The following is a 20,775-nucleotide window of genomic DNA, read 5'->3' as shown; positions in this document are numbered from 1 at the left end:
TCATGACGGTTTCCATCAGGCATTTAGATCAGGATTTTGCAGTGGAGCAGACCGAAGCTACTGATAAGCTCGTGAAAATCTTGTGTGAGTTGCTTGCAAACGGCGAAGAGCGCGAAAAGTGTTTGTCCGCTCAAATTCTTGGAAAATTTGGCACTTCGACTGCTCATGCTGCGCTTGCTGAAGCGTTGCGAGATGAAGATGAAGACGTCCGCAGTGATGCGGTTGAAGCTCTTATCAGTGCAGGCAAGGGCCTGGATGCTGATGTTCTGCTGTGGAGTTTGCAGAGTGATCCAGTGCTGGAAGTGAAGCTTTCTGCCATTGACGGACTTGCAATTGTTGGCGGGACAGTTGCGGAAGACTGGCTGACGAAGCTGGCTAAAGACCGTTGCGAAGATGATGTTGCATGGGACGGTTATGGCGCTGAATGGGATGACTGGCTGGATGTGCAGCGCAAGTCCATTCTGGCGCTGGGCACGTTGAAATGTGAAGCATCTGCTGCGGCTTTGTTGGAAGCTGCACGTGATCCATTTGGTCAGGAAGTTTGGCCGGAAGTGACCATGGCGCTTTCTGAAATGGGTGTTGCTGGATTGCTTGAACTGGCATCTCTGGCGACGGACGCTTCTGCGCGCGTGCGTGAACATACGGCTCGAGCGCTTTCCTCTGCGAAGGATGAGCGGGTTGGTGAGATCCTACGCGTTTTGTTCGCAGACGCTGATCCTGATGTGCGTGTTGCTGCAGCTGAAGTGCTGATGGCCCGTGGTGAAGAAGCTGATCTGGCTGTGTTGCTGGCTGACAGCGAGCCGCAAATGCGCCGCCTGGCGCTGAAGGCATCTGGCAAACTTTCCTACTCAAAGCTTGAAACGGTTGCTTTTGAAGACGAGGAAGAAACCCTGCGTATTATGGCGCTTGGGCGGATGGCTTCTTCTGATATCACCAAACCGGATGCGCTGATTGAGCGGATTGAACGCTCTTTGCGCAGTGCGAGTGATGCGTTTGTTGCTGCGCTGGTGCCTGTGCTTGCGAAAGTTGAGACTGAAGCTGCGGCGGCTCTGTTGAGCGAGATTGCTGTCCACCGTCAAGAAGAGGCGGTGTTGAAGGCGTTTATCGTGCTTCACGGTGAGAAGCCGAGTGTTGATGGTCTAGCCGTTTTGCAGGAGCAGGTGACAAGTGCAGAACAGGAAATCCGCCTTGCTGCTTTGAACTCTCTGGCCAAGCTGGCTGAAGGTGAGGGCGATATTGCGGACAATGCTGCTGTACAACTGGTTTGGGCAGTTTCTGGCAAGTTGATGCCAGAAGCGCATGATCAGGATATTCTCGATAGCGCAAAAGAGAAGGATCCGTCCGATCTCGGTAGCAATGGCAAGGGTGACGGCAAGCAGCCGCGCATTCAGATCGACCGTGAAGGCAATGTGATTGAGCCTCAGGCGCCGAATGAAGTTGTGGCTGAGGAAGATGTTGTAGCCGAAGAGCCTTCTGCTGAAGAGCTGGTTGCCAAGGTCACTGCTGGTGCTGATCCAATTGTTGCTGAAGACGTGCCAGAGGGCGCTATTGAGAATGTTGAAGATCTGCCTGACAATGTTGTTGCCTTCCCGGGTTCAACGCTCGGTGCGATCCTGAACACTGAAGACGAGATTGAGAAGCTGGCTGAAGAGCCTGTCGATCTTGGTAAGAAAGACATGCACTTTCTTGAGCTTGCGAATGAACTGATTGAGAAGAAGCGCGTTGTTCCAGGTCGTCCGGATGATCCTGCTCTGGACATTCGTTTGCTGGCCTTGCGCATATGTGGTGATGCGAAGCGGCCTGAACTGATTGATGCGCTGGTATCTGCTTTGTCTGATCGTCAGATGCAGGTTCGGTTTGCTGCAAGTCAGAGCCTTGTTCATTTGGTTGAGAATGGGCTTGAGCTTTCTGAGGAAGCCATCGAGCGTATCCTTGCTTTGCCACCAGAGAATGATGTGGCTGTGCGTGCAATGCGTGTTGAGCTGCTTGGCACCTCCTCAAATCCAGAAGCTGAGAAGGTTGTGACGGCAGCCCTGAAGGACAAAACTGACGCTGTTTCTGCCTCAGCGCTGAAAGTTTTGGCCGGAAAACCTGACACTAACATTGATGTGCGTAGCTATCTCAAAAGCCCGCGTCGCCGCCTGCGAGTGACTGCGCTGGAGCTTGTGAGTGCAAACTCAGATACCAGTAATCTGGATGAGATTTTCGAAGCTGCGCAGATGGAAAATGGCGTTCTTATTCCAGGAGCTGCAACGTGTTTGCGCTGCTATGCTCAGGAGAGTGTTCTTGGTGCTATGGAGCAGTGGCTGGATGGAGATCTTTCCCGCAAGCTGGCGGCTCTTGAAGTGCTGAACAAATACGTGGCTTGAGGTTTCTGCTCTCAAATGAGGCGAAACCAAATCTCGTGATGGGCATCGGTATTTATCTGGTGCGGAATACGTTGTAAGGAAACCTGCTGGCGTTCGCTGGCAGGTTTTCTTTTTTGGAGGGGGCATCATGCGATCCAAGACACTTTCTACCGGTTACAAGATGCCAATGCTGGGCCTTGGTACGGTGAACTTTGGAGAGGGTAAGACCTATCCTGCACTTCGTGCGGCGTTGACTGCTGGGTATCGCCACATCGATTGCGCGATGATGTACGACAATGAAGCTGAGATTGGGCAGGCGATTGCTGATGCCATGAAGGAAGAGGGCATCAAGCGCAGCGAACTCTTCATCACTTCCAAGCTATGGAACAGCTTTCATAAGCCTGAAGATGTGAGAGGCGCGCTGGAAAAGACGCTTGCGGACCTTCAGCTGGATTATCTTGACCTTTACCTCATGCACTGGCCTGTGGCGCTGAAGACGGGCGTGAAGAAGCCTACCAGTTCAGAAGATTATTTTTCGCTTGAAGATGTGCCGCTGATGGATACATGGCGAGCGCTGGAAGAGTGCTTTGATGATGGTCTGGCGAACACAATTGGTGTTTCCAACTTCAGCACGCAAAAGCTGGAAGATTTGATTATGGAAGCGCGGGTTGTTCCGGCTGTTAATCAGGTGGAGTTGCATCCTTTCCTTCAGCAGAATGATCTTCGCTCGTATTGCCTGCACAACAACATTGCGCTGACCGCATACTCTCCGCTTGGACGTGGTGTTCCAGCGGATCTGACGGACGCGCAGAAGCAGGATGTTGTTCTCGCTCATCCTGTCATTGAAGAGATTGCCGAGAAGCATGACGCTACGACATCTCAGGTGGTGCTGAAATGGGCGATCCAGAACGGGGTTATCGTTGTGCCAAAGTCAGGTAATCCTGAACGTCTGGCGCAAAACCTGGCGGCGCTTGTATGCGATCTTGATGAGCATGATATGTCCCGAATTGCGCATCTGGACAAGAACCATCGCTTTATTCCAGGCGATGAGTACTTCTTGTCCGGCAGCCCGTATACCTGGGAAAGCCTTTGGGACGAGCCGCGCCCTGAGTAAGGGGTCTTAGACCTTAAAACTGGAGGAGTCGCGTACCAATAAATGCGGCTCTACCCGTTCTGTGGTGGTTGGTGTTGGTTCTCCATCCAGACGTTTGATGAGTAAGTTGGCAACGTCCTTTCCGATGGTGCGCGGGTAACTTTCAACCGAAGTCAGCGCTGGGGTCCAGGCTTCACCTTCCGGCAGGTTGTCGAAGCCGACGACGGCCAAGTCTTCGCCTATATTGCGGCCTGCTTTCTTGAGTTCTGCTGCCGCGCCGACTGAGACAAGATCATTGTGGCAGAGCAGGGCGGTGAACTCAGCCTTGTTTGAGACGAGTTGCTGCGCTTTTATGCGTCCGCATTCACGATCAAAGCCACATACTTCCACATGGATGTCAGTTTCAGGAATGCCTGCTGCTTTTAAGGCATCGTAGAAGCCGCGTTTGCGCTCTCGACCCGGCATGGTTTCCTGCAGGCCTGCAATCATTGCGAATTTGCGATGGCCTTGCTCAAGCAGATGCTTTGTGGCCAGCTGGGCAGCCTGATAATTATTGGAGCCAATGTAGTCCATCGCCAGACCTTCAATTTCCCGGCAGAAGGTGACCACGGGAATTCTGCGCGTGTTGGCGATCTCGAAGTCACTTCTTTTCGTGCCTGCGCTCGGGCTGATTGCGATGCCTGCGACGCCGTGGCCGATGACTTCTTCAAGCATGGTTTGCTGACGCTTGGTGTCTTCGCCGACATTGGCGATAACGGGCAGGTAGCCGTGCTCTGAGAGAGCAGCTTCCAGTGAAGTGCAGAACTCAGCGTAAAATGGAATTGAAATATCCGGCACGAGAACGCCGACCAGTCGCGAACGGCCTGACCGGAGTTTGGCGGCGTTGTAATCTCTGACAAACCCCAGCTCTTGCATAGCTTTCTTTACGCGAGCTTTGGTTTCATCGGTCATTCGACCTGTGTCATTTATGGTATTCGAGACAGTCGCAACGGATACTCCCGCTGCTTTCGCAATATCGGACACAGTAACTTTGGATTTTCTTAAAGGCATGAATTTGCTTTATTTATAAAGTAAGTTGAATTATCAGGCGACAATAACACCTGAATCGTGTGCGTGTGAGCTATATTTTTGTTTTTTCTATGTAAATGTTATTTGGATTACGTATAGGTTAGAAAATTAGCCGGTTAAATACTTCTCCATTTTTCCTGTAAGATGAAATATTTTCAATCACTTGACGCCCCATTTCTCGTCTTGTTTCGAGTGTAGCACTCGCGAGGTGAGGGGTCAGGGTTGTGTAGGGGGACGTGATCAGCTCGTTGGGAACATTGGGCTCATCTGGAAATACATCCAAGGCTGCCGCCCCGAGTGTTCTGTTCTCAAGTGCAGTGATCAAATGTTGAGTGTTTACTAATGAACCACGGGCGATATTGATCAAAAGCCCGCTCGGGCCCAGAGCTTCTAATATATTAATATCTATAATATTTTTTGTGTCAGGGCTGCCAGATGCAGCAATGACAAGCACGTCGGATTCGCTTGCCAATTCCAGCGGAGAGGACCGGCATTGTTTATCTTGTTTCGGGTCTGCGTTGCGATCACAGTACAAAATTTGCATGCCAAATGTGCCGCCTAAAATTTTGGCGGCTTTTCTGCCAATGCGTCCATATCCAAAGATGCCGAGTGTTTTACCTCGCAGGCTGTAGCCGATACCTAATTTGCCATTGAGCCAGTCCCCATTGCGGATAAAGCGGTCTCCCTCTGCAATTCGGCGAGAGGATGCCAGAGCAAGGGCCACGACGTGATCGGCCACGGCTTCGGTCAAGGCGTCTGGTGTGGTTGTGATGATGATGTTTCTATCGCGGGCCTGTTTCAGGTCAACTTTATCGTAACCTGCGCCATAGACCGCAATAAGCTCAAGGTTGGGCATTTCTGCCATCAGCTCACTGGAGAGGCCGACATCGCCCTTGGTTGCGACGATGCGGATATTCGGCAAGGTTTGAGCTCTCAGCTCTTCGTTTTGTTGAAGGTACCAATAGCGAGCGAGCGGGGTGCATTTTTCCAGCTCCTCGTTGATTTCATTGGGCGCATAAGGGCTTAGTTGAAGAACATCGATCATAGAACAATCATCTGAAGATTACTTGAGCATCAAAGTCAAGAATGCATCAAGTTGCAGACGTTCGCCAGTAGGGAGTACTGACTGCCCCACAGATGCCTGCATTGCAAACTGTTAGAAACTCGCAGATCTCATGTGAATGTGAAAATCAGATAGAGAACGCCTACAAGAACACTTGTTACAGCGACGGTGCCACAGAAGTCAGTTGCCGCACACTGAATAGTCTTAAAAGGAAGTCGACGCATAATAACACCCCCAACCTTGGAGAGACCCCACAATCCCTCTCAGATATATTAGGAAGATGCGCTGTAAATAAGTAGACTACATAATGTCGCAGTCTGGTTAGAGAACATGGTTGTTCGCTTATGACGTAGCCTTTAGAATTCTTCTATCTAACTGATTTTTATATTTATTTCATTTGGTTTGAGAGGCTTGCCGTCAAAGGGTCCGGTTTAGGGTGGCAAGCTTGTTAGCTTAGGGCGGCTGTTGTAAATTAATAAACTTCCAAGGCTGCAAATAGCTTAAAAAACAAGAATAATTGGAGTGTGAGTGGTGGCCCGTCCAGCAAACCTCTCGAATGCGGTTTACGACAAGATGAAAGATGCTGTCGACTCCGGAGAATTTCCGGAAGGTCTTAAGCTTCCGACAGAAAATGCGCTGTGTGAGCGTTATGGCGTCTCACGTCCTGTTGTGCGCGGTGCGATGGAGCGCCTGCGTAAAGAGGGCTACATCAAGACTGTGCGTGGTTCTGGCAGCTTTGTCATCAGGGAGCACGTTACTCCAACGCCTTTTGCGCCTACACTGGGAGAGTTTGCGATTTCCGGCATTGGTGATGTCATTCAATGCCAGGAAACCCGTATGGCCTTTGAAGGCGAGATGGCGGCGTTGGCTGCTGAGCGCTGGACAGATGAAGAGATGGCAGAGCTGGATGCAGCGCTGGCACAGATTCACAGTGACGGACTAGACTCTGTTGGCACCATTGATGGCGATATGCGGTTTCATGCAGCGGTCGTGAAGGCTGCCAAGAATGAGTATGCGGCGGCTGTTTACGAAGTCATGAAGCCGCAGATCCTTGTTGGTATGAATATGAGCAAGGGACTGTACCCGTTGCTGCCTGAGTTTGCACGTCGGCATGGGATTGAAGAGCACAAGGCCATTCTGGATGCGATCAGAGCCCGCGATGTTGAAGGTGCACGTCGTGAGATGCGAAATCACATTGGTTTCTTTGGGGATCAGTTCAAATAGAAAAGGCTCGCTTCATTTGTTGCGAGCCCTCTCACAATCTCACTATCAAATACTGCGGTCTTGCATGAAGGCTTCGACCTGATCGCGTGTCGGGATTGGGGCGACTGCTCCATAGCCTTGCGTTGTGAGCGCTGCTGCTGCGTTGGCGTATTTGAGACTGTCTTCCAGTGACTTACCTGCCACTACGTTGGTGAAGAAAGAACCGGAGAAGCAGTCACCAGCGCCGGTGGCATCAATGGCTTCTACTGGATTGCCAGCAACGCGCTTTCTCTCAGAGGTCGTCGCGTACATCGCGCCCTCTTTGCCCAGCTTCAAAATGACATTCTTTGAACCCAGATTGAGGTAGAAGTCGCAGATCTTGTCTGGATCGGAGAGGCCAGTCAGTACTTCAGCTTCATCGACACTTGGCATGATGAAGTCGACGAGGCGGGCGGTTTCGTGGATGATGCCGCGGGCGCGGTTCAAATCCCAGAGCTTCAGGCGCAGGTTGGTGTCAAAGGAGGTGAGGGTTCCACCTTCTTTAGCGATCTCAATGCCTTTGAAAACACTGTCGCATGAGCTGGTGGAAATGGCCTGCGTAATGGCGGTGACATGGAAGAGTTTGGCAGCACGAATAGCATCTGCTGGCAGTTGATCTGGTGTGATCTGTGAGGCTGCAGAGCCTTTGCGTGCGAAGCTGAAATGATGGCCTTGCTCATCATGAGAAATAAAGTAGATGCCAGTTGGCGCAATCGGATTACGCTCGACAAGATGCGTCTTGACGCCTTCTTTTTCCCAAAGATCGATGAATTTGTTGCCGAATACATCATCGCCCAGATGGGTCAGGATAGCGACGTTTGCTCCCTGACGAGCTGCGCAACATGCGAAATTGGAGGCATCTCCCCCAAAGCCTGACAGGTAGTCTGGGCCTTCTCCGCTGTATTCCTTGACCTGATTGAACTCGAACAATGGCTCCCCAAAGCTGATGATTTCTGCGGTCATTTTGTCCTCATTGTTCAAAGTGTATCAGGCAGCATGCGTCACTTTTGGCCAGTCCTTTCAGTTCCCTGCAAGAGGAGCGGTTGCTATGATGCAGGAAAGATTCTGATGCTGGGAGTTTTGTGGCAGCTAATTGGTAGACCATTTTCCGATATTTCAGGGTATTTTGCAATTAGCTGCTTACACTTATTTTCGTTGATTTTATTGAAATTCTTGATGAACTAAATATGGGAATTTATTCGATTTACAAAGAGGCGCTACTTTGAGGGTAAAATTGGTCGGCCAATATTGCCGCAAACCATTCTCTGGAATGGGCCAGTAAATCTCTTAGTGACGTTGTTTGCTTTTTAACTATGAAATAGGACTGGTATCATCTGAGTGGAATACGATTTGTGCCAGAGGTTGGAATGTTTCAGAAAATCAATATTGGGTCTTTGCCAAAGGGGCCGTGGAATACAATTTGTGATGTTCCGGGTGTCAAAGTCGGGCATGTAACACTGACTGATGGTGATTGTCAGACTGGCGTGACCGCGATTACCACTCATAATGAGAATGCCTTTAATCTGAGAACGCGTGCGGCTTCTCATGTGTTCAATGGGTTTGGCAAGAGTGTTGGCTTGGTGCAGGTTGAAGAGCTGGGAGAGCTGGAAACGCCGATCCTTTTGACGAACACGTTGAGTGTTGGTGCGGTGAGTGAAGGTTTGATTCAGCACACACTGGCGGAAACGCCGGACATCGACTTCGTGATGGGCACCATCAATCCTGTCGTGTTTGAGTGCAATGATGCTTTCCTGAATAAGATCAGTGCGTTGTATGTGCGCCCGCAGCATGCTCTTGATGCGATTGGCGCAGTTTCGGAAGAGTTTGAGCAAGGTGCGGTTGGTGCCGGGCGCGGCATGTCCTGCTATGGTCTGAAGGGGGGCATTGGGAGTGCTTCTCGTCAGGTGAAGCTTGGCAGCAAAGAGTACCATCTGGGTGCTCTGGTGCTTTCCAATATGGGACGGATGCCAGACTTTACATTGGCTGGACAACATCTTGGCCCGCAGATTGAAGAAAAGCTGGCACGTGATGAGAGCGGACCTGAAAAAGGGTCTATCATCATGATCATCGGAACGGATCTTCCGCTTAGCGAGCGTCAATTGAAGCGGGTTGCCAAGAGAACTTCTGTAGGACTTGCACGAACTGGTTCATTTCTTGGTCATGGAAGTGGCGATATAGCTTTAGCATTCACAACTGCGGATCCAGTGGACACAAAGAGCAGAAAACGCACGCATTCGGTGGAACAAGTCGATGAGCGGCGAATTGACAGGGTGTTTAGAGCGACTGCAGAAGCTACAGAGGAAGCTATCGTCAATTCAATGTTGAATGCAGAGCGTGTGACAGGCCGTGATGGCAACACGCGTTATGCATTGGGAGATTTTGGCGAGTTAATGGGGGATGCAAATGAATAAGCAGGAAATCAAGCTCCTTGATGAAGCTTTTGCCTTGCCAGAAAATACCAGGTGGTCCTCATTTGGAGAGGGCCATGCCAATGAAACCTGGTTGGGAGAAATAGACGGGGAGGAGCCTGTTGTTCTTCGTCGTCACAATCCAAATAGAACTGAAGAGCAGATCCTTTCAGAATTCAAGTGTCTGGATTTGCTGCACGATATGATCGGATATGAGGTTCCGAAGGCGCTATATGGCGTTAATCAGGAGCGTTTGACCGAGGTTGAGGGTGCTTACTATTCTGTCTTTGAGTTGATCGAAGGTGAGACGCCGCCACTGGATAAGATTGAGACCTGCTGCCAGAGTGGTCAGGCCTTGGCAAATCTACACATCAAGCTTTGGGAGGAGCGAGATGCGTTTCGATTTGCGGAGGAGGAACGTCCGGGTGTTAGCAAAGAGACCCTGAAGTCAGGATCTGACTTGCTGGCAGCGCTTTCTGAGATGGAGGCTTCTAAGAATATCGATTCCAAGTATCTGAGCACTGCTTATTGGGCTGAGGTGGAGAAGGCGCTCGATGAAGCGCTGGGTAAGCTTGGCAACCTGAATGAAACAAAGCACCTGATCCATGGTGACTTCGGACCACCAAACACACTCATCAGTGAGAATTCTGGTGAGTTGGTTGGCGTGCTTGACTGGGATGAATGCCGTTGGGACCTGCCGGTCTATGATGTTGCTGGTGTTTATCCATTCCTGTGCGAGATCGACAAATCTCTCGGTGAGGCGTTTGTGGATGCCTACTTTGCAGGATTGAAAGGCTCCTCTCATCCGCTTGCAACGCGAGAAAGCGAAATACGCGCACTCATGGCAGCTGTACAATATGTAGCTACATATAAAGAGTTTGAGCTGATGGTTGAAAACCATCTTGATGAGCCTGAGTATCTGGCGCAGCTGCTTGAGCAGCTGGCCTGACCATCATTCACGCTCTCTCACGGGATATGCTTTACCCGTGAGAGAAGCTTGGTCCTGCTTCTGACCATTTGATGTTGTTTTTATCCAGGTAGTTCAGAGCCTTACGGATATCCAGAAAGAGTTGATCGACTGCGTCGTGAGAGACGCCGTGTCGAACCATGATGCGTTGGACGACCGTGTCGTGCATGTTTGCTGGCAGAGGGTAGGAGGCGATTTGCCATCCACTCATGCGCACGCGTTCTGAAAGGTCATAGAGTGAGTAGTGGGCTTTTTCTGGGTGTTTGAGGCGATAACACACGCAGGGTAGGGCGCCGTTGCCGTCATACAGGATGTCGAGTTCCGGTAGCCCCGCCAGCTTTTCGGCGAGATACTGAGCGTTCTCAGCGCAAGCTGACTGGATGCCTCTGTAGCCTACCCAGCCTAGTCTCATGAAGTTGTAATACTGGATGACGATCTGACCACCGGGGCGGGAGAAGTTCAGCGCGAAGGTGGGCATGTTGCCACCCAGATAATCAACGTTGAACACCAGATCAGACGGCAGCTCTTTCTGATCGCGCCAGATCACCCAACCAACGCCTAAGGGAGCGAGACCGAACTTGTGGCCGGATGCGTTGATGGACTTCACGCGATCGAGGCGGAAATCCCACAGCAGTTCCGGATGTAGGAAGGGGGCGACGAAGCCGCCGGATGCGGCGTCTACGTGGATAGGGATATCCAAACCGGTTTCGTTTTGAAGCCGATCCAGCTCCTGGCATATTTCTTTGACTGGTTCGTAAATCCCGGTGAAAGTAACGCCCAGTGTTGGGACGACGCAGATTGTGTTTTCGTCTACGTAGTCTTTAAGTTGCTCGGGCCGCATGTGGAGCGAGCCTTCGCTGAGCGGAATCTGGCGGAGCTCCACATCAAAGTATTTTGCAAACTTGTGCCAGCACACCTGAACCGGGCCACAAACCATATTGGGTTTGTCGCAGGACTTGCCTTCTTTCTTGCGGCGGTCTCTCCATGCCCATTTGAGAGCAAGGCCACCCAGCATGGCAGCTTCTGAAGAGCCTGTTGTGGAACAGCCGATTGTCTCTTCCGCTTCTGGTGAGTTCCAGAGGCTGGCGATCATATGGACACAGCGGGCTTCAATTTCTGCCGTTTGCGGGTACTCGTCCTTATCGATCATGTTCTTGTCGATGCAATCAGCCATGAGTTTGTGGACTTCATCTTCCACCCATGTCGTGCAAAACGTAGCGAGGTTCTGTCGTGCGTTGCCATCCAGGTACAGCTCGTCTCTGACAAGATTGTAGGCTTCTTCCGGGCTCATTCCTGTTTCTGGAATGCGCTCTTTGGCAAGTCCTTCAACTGCGCGGGCCGTAGCGTAAATGTCGGGACTTTCGCTGGCACTTGTCTTCCACAATGGCATGGGGTTGCTCCGAAACTGATTGGCTGATGCAACCCTAGCGTCAGTGCCTGAATTCCGCGTAAGTTTTACAAATTCAATTTGGAGTGTCCTGTTGACCTTTTTAAGAAAACGAGGGCGTTTTAGGCCAGCTTCGTTTATTACTCATTCTGGTTTGAGAAAGTTATTACAGGTGGTCTGGAATGGATTGGTCTCCGCAACAAGATGATGCACTTACTGAAGTGGCGCGCTGGTCCCGTTCTCATGGGCCCCAGGTGTTTCGCTTGTTTGGGTATGCCGGTACCGGAAAGACCACACTGGCCCGCCATCTGGCTGAGGGGCTTGATGGAGAGGTGGCCTTTGGTGCCTTTACCGGTAAAGCTGCCCACGTTCTGCGCCAAAAGGGCTGTGCAGATGCTTCGACCATCCATTCGTTGATCTACCGTCCAAAGGGCACCAAGAAGGATGATGAGGACGAGGATGAGAGCCCTCAGTTCGCTATCAACCGTGACAGCCCTGCCGCTAAAGTGGACCTGATCATCATTGATGAGTGTTCCATGGTGGATGAGGAGCTCGGGCGCGATCTGCTCTCCTTTGGCAAAAAGGTGCTGGTGCTGGGTGATCCTGCACAGCTGCCGCCTGTGCGTGGTGGTGGTTACTTCACCGAGTCCGAGCCGGATATCATGCTCACCGAGGTACACCGTCAGGCGAAAGACAACCCGATTGTACGCATGTCCATGGATATTCGCGATGGGCAAGAGCTGGACTTTGGCCAGTATGGCGACAGCTCTGTGATCTCCCGCCGCGACATCGACAAAGAGCGTATTCTTGCCTCTGATCAGGTGCTGGTGGGGACCAACAAGACGCGCAGGCTTTACAACGGCCGGATTCGGGACCTTAAGGGTATCACGACACAGATGCCGTCCGTTGGTGATAAGCTGGTGTGCCTTCGAAATGATAAGACTAAAGGCCTGCTGAATGGTGGCCTCTGGGAAGTCTCCCGCCTACGCCCGCCACGTGGCAACACGCTGCGGTTTGATGTTACGTCAGAGGATGACCTCTCCAAGAAGGCGATTAGGGTGAAGGTACTGCCCGCGATGTTTGAGGAAGGCAGCGAACAACTCCCTTACGCCATCCGCCGCCGTGCCGACGAATTCGACTATGGTTACGCCCTGACCGTGCACAAATCTCAGGGTTCTCAATGGGATGATGTAGTGCTGTTCGACGAAAGCTGGGCCTTCCGCGAGCACAAAACGCGTTGGCTTTATACAGCTGTAACCCGTGCAGCGCAGAAGATTACGGTGGTGCGGTAACTCATTACTCATTTGCTGCCAAAGTGCCTTGTTAAACGGGAAAGCTACTTCATGACGACCAACAATTACATCGTCCTTTCAAGTGACCATGCAGGCATCCAGCTTCGGCAAGTTGTTGCTGCTCATATTGCTGCGAAGGGTTGGGAAGTTGTCGACATCGGGCCGACATCGTCGGAAAGCACACCCTATCCTAAGCATGGCGAAGCGGCTGCGCAACTTGTTGCTTCTGGTGATTGCAGGTTCGGGATTGTCTTGTGCGGTACTGGCCAAGGAATCATGATGGCTGCGAACAAGGTTCGAGGTATCCGCTGTGGGGTTTGTAGTGACACATTCTCTGCTCGTATGATCCGCGAGCACAACAATGCAAACATGCTTTCTATGGGTGTCCGTGTGATTGGCGAAGGAGTAGCGCTGGATATCGTGGATGCATTTTTATCCGCTCAATTCGAAGGCGGGCGACACGCAACACGCGTGGAGATGATTGAGGCGCTGGAAGCTTAGCGTTGATTGAGTGACCGAAGAGAGGGACGTTAATTTAAATAAAACTACATCTCCTTTCCCTGTGCGTATTCAGTTCTCGCATCTAGTTTTGCCCGCATTGGGGACCTAGGGTGGGCTTTCAATATTAATAAGCTATAGAGAATTGAATGTCTGATCTGAGTTCTGTTGCTTCTTCTTCTCCTGTCAAAGCGGGTAAGCTTTCTGCTGATATTGCTTTGCGGATTTCTCAGCGTATTTCGGGTGAAATTGGCTGTGCACCAGGGCAGGTGAATTCTGCCGTGCAGTTGTTGGATGAAGGGTCTACGGTTCCGTTTATTGCGCGTTACCGTAAAGAAGCAACGGGCGGGTTGGACGATACGCAGCTGCGTACGTTGGAAGAGCGCCTGATTTATATGCGTGAGATGGAAGATCGTCGCAAAGCGATTGTGAAATCCATTGAAGAGCAGGGCAAGCTCACCGATGAGCTGGCAAAACAGATTGCTGGTGCTGATAACAAAGCCACTCTGGAAGACCTCTACCTCCCTTACAAAAAGAAGCGCCGTACGAAAGCGCAGATCGCCCGTGAGGCTGGTATTGAGCCGCTGGCAGATCTGCTGCTGAGCGATCCGAACAAGACGCCCGAGAGCGAAGCAGGCAGCTTTGTTGATGCGGAGAAGGGGTTTGCGGACACAAAGGCCGTGCTGGATGGCGCGCGCCAGATCCTGATGGAGCGGTTTTCTGAGAACGCTCAGTTGGTCGGCAAGCTGCGTAACTATGTGGCGCGTCAGGGCGCTGTGAAGGCAGAGGTTGTTGCTGGCAAAGAGCAGGAAGGCGCGAAGTTCTCTGACTACTTTGGTTATTCTGAGAATTGGAAGAACATTCCGAGCCACCGTGCACTGGCGCTGCTGCGCGGTCGCAATGAGGGTATCCTGGCGCTGGACCTGAAAGTGGATGAGGATGATGTTTCCGCTGTGAAGCCAGTGGAGCAGATGATTGCTGATGCGGCGGGGATTGTGAATAACGGTCGCCCTGCTGATAAGTGGCTTTCTGATGTGTGTCGCTGGACGTGGAAGGTGAAGATTGGCCTGCACGTTGAGCTGGACTTGATGAGCGAGCTGCGTGACAAGGCGGAAGAAGAAGCGATCAAGGTTTTTGCGCGTAATCTGAAGGACTTGCTGCTTGCCGCACCCGCTGGGCCGCGTGCTACGCTGGGGCTTGATCCGGGTATTCGGACAGGTGTGAAGGTGGCTGTTGTTGATGCAACAGGAAAACTGATTGATACGGCAACGATTTACCCGTTCCAGCCACGCAATGACATTCAGGGGTCTCTTGCCACCTTGCGGGCGTTGGTTGCCAAGCATGGTGTGAGCCTGATTGCGATTGGTAACGGGACTGCAAGCCGTGAGACGGATCGTCTGGCGGCGGATTTGCTGAAGGACATTCCGGCAGAGCACCGCCCAACCAAGGTGATGGTGAATGAGGCTGGGGCTTCGGTTTATTCCGCCTCTGCGCTGGCTGCTAAAGAGATGCCGGATGTGGACGTGTCTCTTCGCGGAGCGGCTTCCATTGGTCGCCGTCTGCAAGATCCGCTTGCTGAATTGGTGAAGATTGAGCCTAAATCCATCGGTGTTGGGCAGTATCAGCACGACGTGAACCAGACCAAGCTGGCGCGCTCGCTGGATGGTGTGGTGGAAGATGCGGTGAACGCGGTTGGGGTTGACCTCAACACGGCGTCTGCTCCGTTGCTGGCGCATATCTCCGGCCTTTCTGACAGTTTGGCGAAGGCGGTGGTTGAGTATCGTGATACGGTTGGCACCTTTAAAAACCGCAGGCAGCTGTTGAAGGTTGCGCGGCTTGGGCCGAAAGCGTTTGAGCAGTGTGCTGGCTTCCTGCGGATTGCGGACGGTGAAAATCCGCTGGATGCGTCCTCTGTTCACCCGGAAGCGTACCCACTTGCGCAGAAGATCATCAAAGCATGTGGTCGAGATATTCGTGAGATCATGGGCTCCAACATTTTGAGCAATCTGGACCCGAAAGAGTTTACGGACGAGAAGTTTGGTCTGCCGACTGTAAAGGACATTTTTGCAGAGCTGGAAAAGCCGGGGCGTGATCCACGTCCTGAGTTTAAAACTGCCTCCTTCCAGGACGGTGTTGAGACCATGCAGGATCTCAAGCCGGGTATGATGCTGGAAGGGACGGTGACCAACGTGACCAACTTTGGTGCCTTTGTTGATATTGGCGTGCATCAGGACGGGTTGGTGCATGTGTCTCAGCTCGCAGACCGATTCGTGGATGATCCGCATACGGTTGTGAAGGCAGGTGATATCGTAAAGGTGCGTGTGGTTGAGGTGGATATTGCCCGCAAACGCATCGGCCTGACCATGCGCAAGGACAGCGCGGATGCTCGTGAGAATGCACGGGAACGACAGGCTGACCGGGGTGGCAACCGTAATCAAGGTGGAGGTCGTCCAGGTGGTGGTAATCGCCCGAATGGCGGCAACCGTGGTGGCGGGCCTCGCGGCGGTGATCGTGGTGGCAATAAGGCTGTTGATAACAGCGGGGGCAGCAACAACGCCATGGCGGCGGCTCTGGCAGCTGCGTTTAACAAGCCGAAGCGTTAAGTCTGCTCCCATTCAGTATTTCAGGGAGTCCGCCAGTTCTGCTGGCGGGCTCTTTTTGTAGTAAATCTCGTATTTTAAATAATATTTATTTTTATATCTGTTCGATCAGATCTGTAGAGTTGGTAAAGCTTTTTAGAATTAAAGTGTTGCAGTAATTATATTTTTCCTATCAAGGCATTCTCAAATTAATGTAATCGTACTCCTGTGCTGAATCTAACAGTCAGAATTTCTCTCATTGATACTGTTGGTTTTGAGGTGGATTTTCTATCTTAGGTTGTGTAATGGGAGAATTCAGTGCCGTTCTTTGCTTCACTTGTTCATTGTCTTCGTTCAAATACTACAGAGACGCCTGATACTGTTAACTTCACGACCGTAAAAAAAGCGCAGAAGTACATAGGTGAGTTTCAGGGGAAGGAGGTTCGCGTTTCCGCGCAGGCCTTTGAAGACCTGAAGGTTGCGCAGAAAGTCATCTGGCAGACCAAGCAGTTGCTTCCATACGGTGCGGGTAATTTGACGCCGGAGGTGTTTGCTTCGCGCGGTGAGAGTTATCTGCGAGCCAACTATGGGCTAGCGAAAGCTCCGCAGCATGGTGGGTTGGCTGAAAGCTCTGTTCGTGTGCAGGCCGGCAACTGCTCCGGACATGCGGAGGTTAGCTACAAGCTTCTGGCGGCATCAGAAACAGACCGTCCAGTGGCTCGCGTTTCCTCTTCGATGGTTGATCATGCGTTTTGTATGATTGGTGATCCCAGAGACCCTAAACAAGAGGCCGTTATTGTTGATGCGTGGCCGACGTTTCCAGGGGCTTTCCGTCTTGAGGATGGGAAACAGAGTATCATGGGTGAAGCGCCAACCGTGGTGTCGTGGACACGTGCCGGGCCAAAGCCTGCTTTATCTTTGGATATTGAGGGGTTAAAGCCGGTTCCTTTTGAGGAAATTCAGGGCTTCTTTAAGTCGCTGGATGTTCCCAGTGTTCCGGGAAAGAAGCTTGAGAATTTTATTGTTGAACAGAATTCCAGATCTAAATTTATGTTTTCAAGTCTGAGCACCATGGAAAATCCTGCGACTACCTACGTGACTGATTGGACTTCAGAGACTGTGCAGGCGGATGAGATTCCCGAGAAGTACTTCCATGAGAAGTTCGAGGGACTGAAGGCTGGGAAAAAGCATGGATTCTAATAATTTGAACTTCCACCACCTGATGAAAGACCTCATGAGGCAGTACCTGATCAATGAGTATGAGGAGAATGAGGTCTACCAAGTGGATGTCGATGGCTCGCTCAGCATGTATTTCGTGGGCAATGAGAGGGACTATATAAAGCTGCTGGTACGAGTTGATCGTGAGGCCATTCATGAGAGCTTGAGTGATAGCAGTATGCTGAAGCTGAACCTGCCTGATCAGTCGGGCCATCCGATTATTGTCGGGCAGGGGGATGATGACTCTGTTGTGCTGTGGTCACGTATTGCGCTGAGTGGATTGTCTCTGCCGGATTTGCTGGAGAGCGTTGAGGCGCTTGGTTCTGCTGCTTCATCCATTACAGCCCAGAACTAAACCAGTTCCCATTTTTCGGCGATACACTGTAGTTTTGCCGCGCTTCGCCGTGGCAGATTAATAGACTGGTATCTCTTTTGTTTGGAGATGATTGAACTGACGAGGAAAACAGGCGACAACCATCAAAGTGCGATAAATATGCATGCGTGATGAGTGGAGATAACTTGTCGACAGATCCTCGTATACATTTCAGAGCGGTAGATGTAGCGCGCCGATATATTGATCGGGCAATGGATCTGCCTGATGGATGTGTAGAGCGTGTGTTTCTGGAGTTTGATGCCGAGAGGATTATGCGCGCGGCTGAAGCTGCCGATCAGCGGCAGAAAGAAGCGCATGACTCGTTGCCTTTGCATGGCGTGGCTGTTTCTCTCAAAGACCTGTTTGATGAAACTGGCATTGTCACCAGTGCTGGCTCGCCGTTCCTGCGCAAGCGGGCTCCGGCTTGTGAAGATGCCAAGGTGGTGTCTGCCCTGAAAGCTGCAGGGGCGTTTACCTGTGGCCGTACCAATATGAGTGAGTTGGGTTTTACGGGGCTTGGACTCAATCCCTGTTTTGGATCCCCTGCAAATGTGATTGATCCTGCACGCATTCCCGGAGGTTCATCCTCGGGGGCTGTTGCAAGTGTGGGGCTGGGGCTGTGTGATGCGGCTCTGGGAACCGATACTGGCGGGTCTGTGCGAATTCCGGCAGCGCTTAATGGGCTTTACGGGTTTAAGCCGACGCGAGCGGCGATTTCGACCAAGGGTCTTTTCTCTGTTTGTCCTTCCTTTGATACGGTCGGCTTTATTGCGCGATCAATACATATGTGTACCCGTTTGCATGCTGTGCTTTCGGGGCAGTGTCTTGCTCCGCGCAGGATAAAGAGCCTTGATGGATTGCATGTGGGGCTTGTGGCTTCGCCGTTGGCTGAGGGACTGGATACGCAGGTAAGCGCGGATTTTGACCGCTCGATGCAGGCGATCCGGGATGCGGGTGCTATCATCGCGCCGGTTTCAGAGCCTGTCTTGTGTCATAGCGCGACTTTTCTTGGGACGATCTGCAGTTACGAGACCACTGCTTTGGTTGGCGGGTATCTGGAAGGTCTCAAAGAGACTGGTGATCCTTATGTGGTGCAGCGGATCCTCAAGTCGACTGAGGTGACGAGCAAAGAGATGGAAGAGGCGCGCTCGAAGCGGGTGGAAGCTATTCGTGCCTTTAAAGAGATGGCAGGCAAGTTTGATATTCTGATTGCGCCGACGGTGCCGATTGTTGCACCGCTGCTTGAGGATGTTGACAGCAATCCGGAGAAATTTGGCTCTCAGCTTTCGCAAAATACGCGTGCTGTGAACTGGGTTGATGGGTGTGCTGCGACTATTCCCATGAACGCGCATGGCATGCCGGGGACGGGTTTGATGTTGATTGAACGGGCTGGACGTGACTGGCATGTGCTTGAAATGGCAAGTTTGATTGACAAAGTGATCGCTCCTGCGCGACTAAAGGGCTGATTTGAGCGTGTTCCTCTCCGAAAACCGGAACTACTTTTCGGGAACACGCTGCGATGCAGGAGAAGAGCTGCTGTGACCAGCGCTAAAAAAATACTTATTTATATTGATGCGGATGCATGCCCCGTCAAAGACGAGATTTACAAGGTTGCTGACCGGTATCGTCTGAAGGTGTTTGTTGTTGCCAACAGTTTCATCAACACGCCGCGCGACATGGATGTGGAACGGGTGATCGTGCCTGATGGGCCTGATGTTGCGGATGACTGGATTGCTGAGCGGGCCGTTCCGGGTGATATTGTTGTGACGCAGGATATTCCGCTGGCTGACCGTGTGGTGAAGGCTGGTGCGCTTGCGCTTTCCCCTAAAGGAAAAGTGTTTGATGAAGCTTCCATTGGCATGGCGCTGGCAACACGTAACCTGATGGAAGATTTGCGCAGCTTTGGGGAACAGACAGGTGGACCGCGGCCGTTCTCACCGAAAGACCGTTCTCAGTTTTTGCAGAAGATCGATCAGATCATTCAGCAGCTGAAGCGTCAGGGATTTTCGGTATAGCGGGGTGCTGTTTGCCATTAAGCTCTGTGAAAACTGGCGATGATGGGCTGTAGGCCTCTTTGTCGACAAAGTTGAGCGCTTTTCTGGGGCTCTACTCTCGATAGACGTCAGGTCGTTTCCCTATGCCAGTTATCAGCGTGCGCAATTGTGTTGCCTTAGGCTTTGTTGCGCTTTTTTCTTTTTCGTCTCCATCTGCATTCGCCAAGTGGAAGAACCCAGCAGATCGGTATGCAGAGGCTTACAAAGAGTATTTGGGGGCTGCTTGCCCCATTGCTCCGGATAGCATCAAACACTTTGCTTATTTCGCCAGAGACCGCGAAGCGATTGAGGAGCATCCGTTCTTGGAGAGCTCCCGGTTTGCAGGTGCGCAGATCATGTATCCGTGGCGCGCGCTTGAAACTTCCGAGGGAACCTATGATTTCTCTCTGATTGAAGCGGATCTGGCGTATCTGGAGTCCAAAGGCAAGAGGCTGTTCGTCCAACTTCAGGATGCTTCGTTTAATCCAGACTATGTTCCTGTTCCTGACTACATTCTTTCTGATGAATATTCAGGCGGTGCTGTTTATCAGTTTAACGATAACAACGAGCCGGAAGGCTGGGTTGCTAAGCGGTGGAACAGCAAGGTGCAGGAGCGGTTTGCTAAGCTTCTTCAGGCGTTGGGGCAAGCCTTTGACGGGCGGATTGAGGGTATCAATCTGCAAGAGTCTGCCATTGGGGTGTCTGCTGAGGATGATGAGCAGTTCAGTCCGGCCAGATATTCTGAAGCGCTGAAGGGCAACATGTCCGCGATGAAGGCTGCGTTTCCGACATCGGTTACAATGCAATATGCGAACTTTATGCCGGGTGAGTGGCTTCCCTTCGAAGATGAGGGCTATCTGAGCTCAATCTATGAGTATGGTGAAAGCATTGGTGTTGGTTTGGGTGCGCCGGACCTTATGTTCAAGCGTCGTGGTCAGCTGAACCATACCATCGCGATGATGCATGAGCGGGCGTACTCCGCGCCTCTCGGGATTGCTATTCAGGATGGCAATTATACGGGGCGGACGGGCACAACTGAAGTGATTGAAAATGATCAGAATATCGTGCCGCTGCTTCATGCTTTTGCGCAGGATTTTATGAAGGTGGACTACATGTTCTGGGTCAATCAAGAACCGTATTTTGAGAACGATGTTCTGAGCTGTTTTGAGTAGCGGCTCGACGTAGAGTTCGTATGTCAAATCGCAT

17 protein-coding genes are annotated in these 20,775 nt (G+C 51.6%); 13 read left to right on the top strand and 4 right to left on the bottom strand.

What is annotated here, in order from left to right; translation table 11 throughout:
• Positions 1-2 precede the first annotated feature (2 nt).
• Complete coding sequence (locus PsAD26_RS28475) at positions 3-2,369, top strand: HEAT repeat domain-containing protein (protein ID WP_063290483.1); 2,367 nt, start codon at positions 3-5, stop codon at positions 2,367-2,369.
• Between the two features lie 127 nt (positions 2,370-2,496).
• Entirely contained in the window at positions 2,497-3,462 is a 966-nt protein-coding gene (locus PsAD26_RS28470) for an aldo/keto reductase (RefSeq protein ID WP_063290482.1), read from the top strand.
• 6 nt (positions 3,463-3,468) lie between these two features.
• Here PsAD26_RS28470 and PsAD26_RS28465 read toward each other — a convergent pair whose 3' ends face one another.
• Together PsAD26_RS28465 and PsAD26_RS28460 are read right to left on the bottom strand one after the other, a co-directional pair.
• Positions 3,469-4,491, bottom strand: coding sequence for a LacI family DNA-binding transcriptional regulator (locus tag PsAD26_RS28465; protein ID WP_084403866.1), 1,023 nt, complete (start codon positions 4,489-4,491; stop codon positions 3,469-3,471).
• Between the two features lie 118 nt (positions 4,492-4,609).
• On the bottom strand, positions 4,610-5,554 hold the full coding sequence (locus PsAD26_RS28460; RefSeq protein ID WP_063313097.1) for a 2-hydroxyacid dehydrogenase: 945 nt from the start codon (positions 5,552-5,554) through the stop codon (positions 4,610-4,612).
• Positions 5,555-6,103: 549 nt separating this feature from the next.
• Here PsAD26_RS28460 and PsAD26_RS28455 point away from each other — a divergent pair.
• Complete coding sequence (locus PsAD26_RS28455) at positions 6,104-6,796, top strand: FadR/GntR family transcriptional regulator (protein WP_063299709.1); 693 nt, start codon at positions 6,104-6,106, stop codon at positions 6,794-6,796.
• A 45-nt stretch (positions 6,797-6,841) separates the two neighbouring features.
• On the opposite strand, the gene PsAD26_RS28450 is transcribed toward PsAD26_RS28455, so the two are convergent.
• Positions 6,842-7,777, bottom strand: a complete 936-nt coding sequence (locus PsAD26_RS28450) for a sugar kinase (protein WP_063313096.1) — start codon at positions 7,775-7,777, stop codon at positions 6,842-6,844.
• 404 nt (positions 7,778-8,181) lie between these two features.
• Here PsAD26_RS28450 and PsAD26_RS28445 point away from each other — a divergent pair, with 404 nt between their 5' ends.
• Both PsAD26_RS28445 and PsAD26_RS28440 read left to right on the top strand, forming a co-directional pair.
• Positions 8,182-9,225, top strand: coding sequence for a P1 family peptidase (locus PsAD26_RS28445; RefSeq protein WP_063313095.1), 1,044 nt, complete (start codon positions 8,182-8,184; stop codon positions 9,223-9,225).
• Entirely contained in the window at positions 9,218-10,171 is a 954-nt protein-coding gene (locus tag PsAD26_RS28440) for an aminoglycoside phosphotransferase family protein (RefSeq protein ID WP_063313094.1), read from the top strand. The genes PsAD26_RS28445 and PsAD26_RS28440 overlap by 8 nt, the downstream gene beginning before the upstream one ends.
• 31 nt (positions 10,172-10,202) lie before the next feature.
• Here the strand turns inward: PsAD26_RS28440 and PsAD26_RS28435 are convergent, their stop codons facing one another.
• Positions 10,203-11,579, bottom strand: coding sequence for a glutamate decarboxylase (locus PsAD26_RS28435; protein ID WP_063313093.1), 1,377 nt, complete (start codon positions 11,577-11,579; stop codon positions 10,203-10,205).
• A gap of 179 nt (positions 11,580-11,758) precedes the next feature.
• Here PsAD26_RS28435 and PsAD26_RS28430 point away from each other — a divergent pair, with 179 nt between their 5' ends.
• From PsAD26_RS28430 to PsAD26_RS28395, 8 genes are all read left to right on the top strand, one after another.
• Positions 11,759-12,868 (top strand): ATP-dependent RecD-like DNA helicase, encoded by a 1,110-nt coding sequence (locus PsAD26_RS28430; protein WP_063313092.1) that lies wholly within the window; start codon positions 11,759-11,761, stop codon positions 12,866-12,868.
• A gap of 51 nt (positions 12,869-12,919) precedes the next feature.
• The gene (rpiB, locus tag PsAD26_RS28425; RefSeq protein ID WP_063313091.1) at positions 12,920-13,369 is read left to right on the top strand and encodes a ribose 5-phosphate isomerase B; all 450 of its coding nucleotides are present in this window, start codon (positions 12,920-12,922) and stop codon (positions 13,367-13,369) included.
• A gap of 146 nt (positions 13,370-13,515) precedes the next feature.
• Positions 13,516-15,969: a Tex family protein gene (locus PsAD26_RS28420; protein ID WP_063313090.1), complete on the top strand. Its 2,454-nt coding sequence runs from the start codon at positions 13,516-13,518 to the stop codon at positions 15,967-15,969.
• A 294-nt stretch (positions 15,970-16,263) separates the two neighbouring features.
• Positions 16,264-17,145, top strand: a complete 882-nt coding sequence (locus PsAD26_RS28415) for a hypothetical protein (protein ID WP_063313089.1) — start codon at positions 16,264-16,266, stop codon at positions 17,143-17,145.
• On the top strand, positions 17,135-17,518 hold the full coding sequence (locus PsAD26_RS28410; RefSeq protein ID WP_063313088.1) for a CesT family type III secretion system chaperone: 384 nt from the start codon (positions 17,135-17,137) through the stop codon (positions 17,516-17,518). The genes PsAD26_RS28415 and PsAD26_RS28410 overlap by 11 nt, the downstream gene beginning before the upstream one ends.
• Before the next feature lie 164 nt (positions 17,519-17,682).
• Positions 17,683-19,002 carry an amidase gene (locus PsAD26_RS28405; protein ID WP_208985919.1) on the top strand — a complete coding sequence of 440 codons (1,320 nt, stop codon included), beginning with the start codon at positions 17,683-17,685 and terminating at the stop codon, positions 19,000-19,002.
• A 72-nt stretch (positions 19,003-19,074) separates the two neighbouring features.
• Entirely contained in the window at positions 19,075-19,551 is a 477-nt protein-coding gene (locus PsAD26_RS28400) for a YaiI/YqxD family protein (protein ID WP_057465450.1), read from the top strand.
• A 122-nt stretch (positions 19,552-19,673) separates the two neighbouring features.
• Positions 19,674-20,741, top strand: a complete 1,068-nt coding sequence (locus PsAD26_RS28395) for a hypothetical protein (RefSeq protein WP_063313086.1) — start codon at positions 19,674-19,676, stop codon at positions 20,739-20,741.
• Positions 20,742-20,775: the final 34 nt, after the last annotated feature.

It is taken from the genome of Pseudovibrio sp. Ad26, from assembly GCF_001623285.1.
GTDB lineage: Bacteria > Pseudomonadota > Alphaproteobacteria > Rhizobiales > Stappiaceae > Pseudovibrio > Pseudovibrio ascidiaceicola.
The sequence above is the reverse complement of the archived record's forward strand: the minus strand, read 5'-3'. Positions and strand labels throughout refer to the sequence as shown.